This window comes from Bartonella sp. AP57NXGY (assembly GCF_042195805.1).
Taxonomy (GTDB): Bacteria; Pseudomonadota; Alphaproteobacteria; order Rhizobiales; family Rhizobiaceae; genus Bartonella.
Map to the genome: position 1 here is coordinate 1 of NZ_JBHIOZ010000112.1, position 3,926 is coordinate 3,926.

At 37.9% G+C, this 3,926-nt stretch carries 7 protein-coding genes; 5 read left to right on the top strand and 2 right to left on the bottom strand.

The annotated features are described in order from the left end of the window. The 5 genes from ACFIL8_RS08030 to ACFIL8_RS08050 all read left to right on the top strand — a co-directional run. On the top strand, positions 1-152 hold a 152-nt coding region (locus ACFIL8_RS08030), incomplete at its 5' end, for a type II toxin-antitoxin system HicB family antitoxin (RefSeq protein ID WP_375689375.1). A 459-nt stretch (positions 153-611) separates the two neighbouring features. Then, positions 612-926, top strand: a complete 315-nt coding sequence (locus tag ACFIL8_RS08035; RefSeq protein WP_273790330.1) for a hypothetical protein — start codon at positions 612-614, stop codon at positions 924-926. 3 nt (positions 927-929) lie between these two features. Then, positions 930-1,511, top strand: coding sequence for a hypothetical protein (locus tag ACFIL8_RS08040; RefSeq protein ID WP_375689373.1), 582 nt, complete (start codon positions 930-932; stop codon positions 1,509-1,511). 567 nt (positions 1,512-2,078) lie between these two features. Then, complete coding sequence (locus ACFIL8_RS08045; protein WP_375613972.1) at positions 2,079-2,795, top strand: antA/AntB antirepressor family protein; 717 nt, start codon at positions 2,079-2,081, stop codon at positions 2,793-2,795. Positions 2,796-2,820: 25 nt separating this feature from the next. Beyond that, complete coding sequence (locus tag ACFIL8_RS08050) at positions 2,821-3,099, top strand: hypothetical protein (RefSeq protein WP_375613974.1); 279 nt, start codon at positions 2,821-2,823, stop codon at positions 3,097-3,099. Between the two features lie 51 nt (positions 3,100-3,150). Here ACFIL8_RS08050 and ACFIL8_RS08055 read toward each other — a convergent pair whose 3' ends face one another. Continuing rightward, positions 3,151-3,456 (bottom strand): BrnA antitoxin family protein, encoded by a 306-nt coding sequence (locus tag ACFIL8_RS08055; protein WP_006589112.1) that lies wholly within the window; start codon positions 3,454-3,456, stop codon positions 3,151-3,153. Then, entirely contained in the window at positions 3,434-3,700 is a 267-nt protein-coding gene (locus ACFIL8_RS08060; RefSeq protein WP_375613975.1) for a BrnT family toxin, read from the bottom strand. The genes ACFIL8_RS08055 and ACFIL8_RS08060 overlap by 23 nt, the downstream gene beginning before the upstream one ends. Between the last annotated feature and the right edge of the window lie 226 nt (positions 3,701-3,926).

Sequence of the window (3,926 nt, forward strand, 5' to 3'; positions counted from 1 at the left end):
TTCCTTTTATTGAAAATGATTCAGAAGTCATACGCACAAATATATCAATTGAACGAGGGCTTTTACGTGCAATTGATAATTGTGCACAAAAGAGAGGTTTAACAAGATCTGCTTTTTTGGCAACAGCAGCCCGTCACGAGCTTAATATTTAGCTCATCAATCTGGAAAAATTTCTCACTCTCGATTTTTTTACAAAAGCGTGTAATTGCATATGATCCGCAAACTATTAATGAAAATCAAAAGGCGGCAGGCAAACAAAACGCTATAGTCAAGAGGGATATAACTATCATTGATATTATATACATGGCATCTAATATTTCTGGACCTGTCATTGCCTTTCCCTCCTATAATAATTTCACAATAATTTATAAAATCTAAAATATAGATTTTTTTGTTGGCATGGTGTAAAAAATCGTATTTAATGACGGCACTGCATTGGTTGTATTGCGTCCAAAATTCAAAAATATTCCCAAAAATTCAATGAAATATCAAGCCTTTAATATGGCTAGAAAGCTCTGTTTTCTAGATAATTCTGACTAATCTATTTTTCAAATAACAAAAATCAATAATTGACTAATGATGTCATTAATTATGACGCAAAAGGAGCAATGATGAAAGCTGTCATCACTAAGCCAATGTGTGTTGTTGGAGACAATAAAAGCACTGTTCGCTTTGAACCATCAACACCCAATAATCCATTTGTTGAAGTTTCTAATCAAGTCTACGCACGTCTCAAGCGCGCCAATGCTGCAAAACTTTTTGTTGACGTCAAGACAACAGCAAAAACAGATAAGGCAATTGAACAAATTAAACAGATAGAACAAGAAGCCGTACAAACATCGTCTGAACCAGTGACAGAGGAAATTCCACTCGAACAGCCAAAAGCATCTAAAGCTTCCAAGTCACCTACCCCAAAAAAGGCTTAGAAGTTGAAGTTAATCATCCACCAAAAATGGTATCTTCAACAGGCAAAAGATACCTTCACAAGCCTTCAAGCCCCTCGCCTTAATTGGGCTCTGCGTAATGCTCTAAACACTACAGCAAAACAAGTTGAACGCTTCACTGAAAAGCAAGTTGCAGACATCTCATCAGCCCAAATAAAGCGTATAAGAAGAGGTGTTTATATTAAAGAAAAGGCGACAGCAAGGTTTCTTGAGACAGATATCATTGGTTCTGGAACACCGATACCTCTTAAATTTTTTAAAGCAAACGAAACAAAACGCGGCGTAACTTACACACTGTTTGGAAAGAAAGAAATCTTACCCCATGGTTTTATCAAGGGAGGCAGTTTTCCAAAGCGTGTTGAATTGAAAATGGGAGGGAATGTGTTTCAAAGAGATGACGGAGATCAATTCCCCATTGCAAAACAAGAAGGACCTTCAATTGCTAAAGTGATGTCTAAGCCAGAAATTGCAAGTGCTATTGTAAAAGAAGCCAATGAAAGATTAATTGCCAATATACAGTACCAACTTGCTCGTCAAGAATATGCCGCCAATAAGAAAGCTAAATAATGTTCTTAAGCTATGTCACCACACTACTCACTTTAATTGTAATTTTTAAAGCAGATTATCACTTGCGCTTTGGTTTTCTCCAGAAAAAATACAATAAAATCAATGCAAAAGGTACTTCCCAGCGGGTTGGCTTCGTTGCGGGGCAGGCGAGCGCGAACTATCGCTAGCGACAGAATTTTCAAATCAACTGTACATTGTACACTTAACTCATTGATAAATAACAAATTTAATGTGTCCTCATATACACACTGTACAATAGTGGATTATTTTTTAGAAAAAGTTTTTTATCACTTGACAAGACAGTATCATTATATCTATTGCCGAATCAGGTGCCTAAGAAACACCTTAAAACAACTAGCGGATTGGTTGCCGAAATAACTCGTTTTCCGCAATTTAAAAGCTTTGACTCATTGTATGCTACATGCATATAATAATATTGTCGGGTGTGGTTATGCCATATAATACCCTTTCGGGGAAAGCATAACGACGGGCTAGTTGCCGTGTTTCTTAGCGCCCGGCACTCTTTTAGAGTGTCATTAAGAAACCTCTAACAACTAGGAGTTCATTATGAACACACTTATAGAAATATCAGAACAGGTTATTGATCAGGAAACTGTTCAAACTGTTAATGCGCGTGAATTGCACGCATTTTTGGAAATTACATCAAAGTTTGCAGACTGGATTAAAAATCGCATTAAAGAATGTAATTTTCGAGAAAATATAGACTTTATAGGTTTTTCTAAAAATTTAGAAAAAGGTGGGCGCCCAAGCATAGAATACTACCTCACCTTAGACATGGCTAAACACCTTTCCATGATAGAGCGTAACGATAAAGGACATGAAGCTCGTCAATATTTTATCAAATGTGAACGACTTTTGAAACAAGTAGCAACACCGCAAATAAATCTTGCCAATGCATTGGAAAATCCTCTTACGATCAAACAGCTCCTTTTAGAGAGTATTAATCAATTAGAAGACTTAAGAAATGAGGTGAATACACTCAAGCCTAAAGCAGAGGCTTTGGAAGGCTTAAAACGCTCTGATGGTTTATTCGGTCTTATTGAAGCAGCAAAGATGTTGGAAGTACGACCAAAGGATTTAACTGATTACTTGCGTAAACATGGTTGGGTGTATCGGCGTACTCCAGGGGCGCCTCTGTTACCTTATCAAGATAAAACAAAAAAGGTTTCATGGACTGTCCTGCTATCACCATTCAAAGACCAGATGGTACAGAAAAAGTGCTCCCTTCAACAAAAATTACATCCAGAGGATTGGCATGTTTGAGAGAGCAAATCTTTGGGGGTGTGCAATGAATAGCAGTGTCGACTTCTTATGCGATTTGTGGATAGCGTTGGCTCAATTTTCCAATCATCAAAGTGTTGGAGATGAGGATTGTAACACGCTGGTGCAGGTCATGGGCGTGGTGGAAAAAGCTTTGATTTTAGAACTTCAAGACGAAGTGCCCAATTTTACAAAGATTCTGGCAGTTCTTACAGATTTCGGAGCTTCAGAGTTTCCCATGGCTATGAATCCTTTTTTGAAAGCTTACGAACCAGATTTAGAAAGCCCCATTAAAAAGGTTGCTTAACTTAAAAACAGAACTCCCCTCCCCGTTCTCAAAAATGGGGAGGTGGTTGGTTTAGCTGCCACTTGCTTTTTTTAAGACTTCACCCATACGTGTTCGCCAATCTTTTCCTTGTTTTTTAAAAGAGGCAATAACATTTGGGTCGAGACGGAGAGTAACCGCTTGTTTAGGAGATTCAACGGGTGGACGCCCACGTTTACGGCGCTCTTCTGTTACATACTTAAAAAAAGAGGCTGGTAAAACGTCTTTAGCTGGCTTTAAGCGTGCAAGTTCTTCATCTGTTAGTGGTGGGGAATCCACAGCGTCCCAATCTTCTTTTGTATAGCCACATCCTGTTTCAAAGGTTTTTTTGATAGTCATTGAAAACCTCTCTTTCTTTTTTATTCGCTTGACGAAAACTGATAATGGATATCGCTTCATTGCCAAGCTTTGCAAAAACAATAACTGTTGTGCCATCCGCAAAATGTCCAATAGCCTTCATGCGGTTTGAATGGGTTGCATCAATAAGAGCATGTTCCCAGTCAAAGTAAATAACATCAGCAAAATCAAGCTTATGTTTAACAATGTTTAAAGCTCTTTTTGGTTCATCCCACACTATCTTCATATATTTTATGTACACGAAAAATAAAGCCTTGTCAATAATTAAAGTGTACAATAATTCGTATATACCATTCAAAATGGAGCAACTATGAATAAGAAAACGCGTAAGGGTCTATCGGTTCGTGCGTTTGCAAAAAAGATGGGTGTTTCACCTAATGCGGTGGTTTCTCGGATAAAGACAGGTAAATTTGATGCGGCTCTTTTTGAAGATGGTTCTGTCAATGAAGCCC